The sequence below is a fragment of the Allobosea sp. genome (genome assembly GCF_051860145.1).
Classification (GTDB): domain Bacteria; phylum Pseudomonadota; class Alphaproteobacteria; order Rhizobiales; family Beijerinckiaceae; genus Allobosea.
Genome location: NZ_JBHYEM010000061.1, coordinates 1 through 542, shown reverse-complemented (window position 1 = coordinate 542; position 542 = coordinate 1). Strand labels below are relative to the sequence as shown.

Below are 542 nucleotides of genomic sequence, written 5' to 3'. Positions count from 1 at the left end.
CGGCCATCGAGCCCGGCTGTCCCGATACGGTCGATTTGGAGGCGATTGAAACGCTGATTGTGCCCCGGTCCCGCGATCTTGGTGGATTCGAGGTCCGGCGCGCCCTGCCAGCGCCGAACCGTCAGATGGTTGGGCCGTTCATCTTCTTCGATCAGGCTGGACCAGCCGAACTGCTGACTGGGCATGGGATCGACGTCCGACCCCATCCCCATATCGGCATCGGCACAGTCACCTATCTTTACCGCGGCGATTTTCACCATCGTGACAGCACTGGCGCCGACCAGATCATCCGGCCCGGCGCGCTGAACTGGATGGTCGCGGGGCGGGGTGTCACCCATTCCGAACGGACCTCTGCGGCAGCACGAACCGGCCCCAACGGACTGTTCGGCATCCAGACCTGGCTCGCCTTGCCCGACGCGCAAGAGGATGCTCCCCCTTCGTTCGAGCATCACGGCAAGGAAACTCTTCCCGTCATCGAGGATGGCGGCATTTCACTTCGGCTGATCCTCGGCACTGCTTATGGCGCGATTGCGCCGGCAACA

General features: G+C 63.3%; 1 protein-coding gene. It reads left to right on the top strand.

Annotation, left to right across the window (positions count from 1 at the left end; all coding sequences use genetic code 11):
- A partial coding sequence (locus ACTIF2_RS27700; protein ID WP_439500354.1) for a pirin family protein occupies positions 1-542 on the top strand: 542 nt, incomplete at both ends.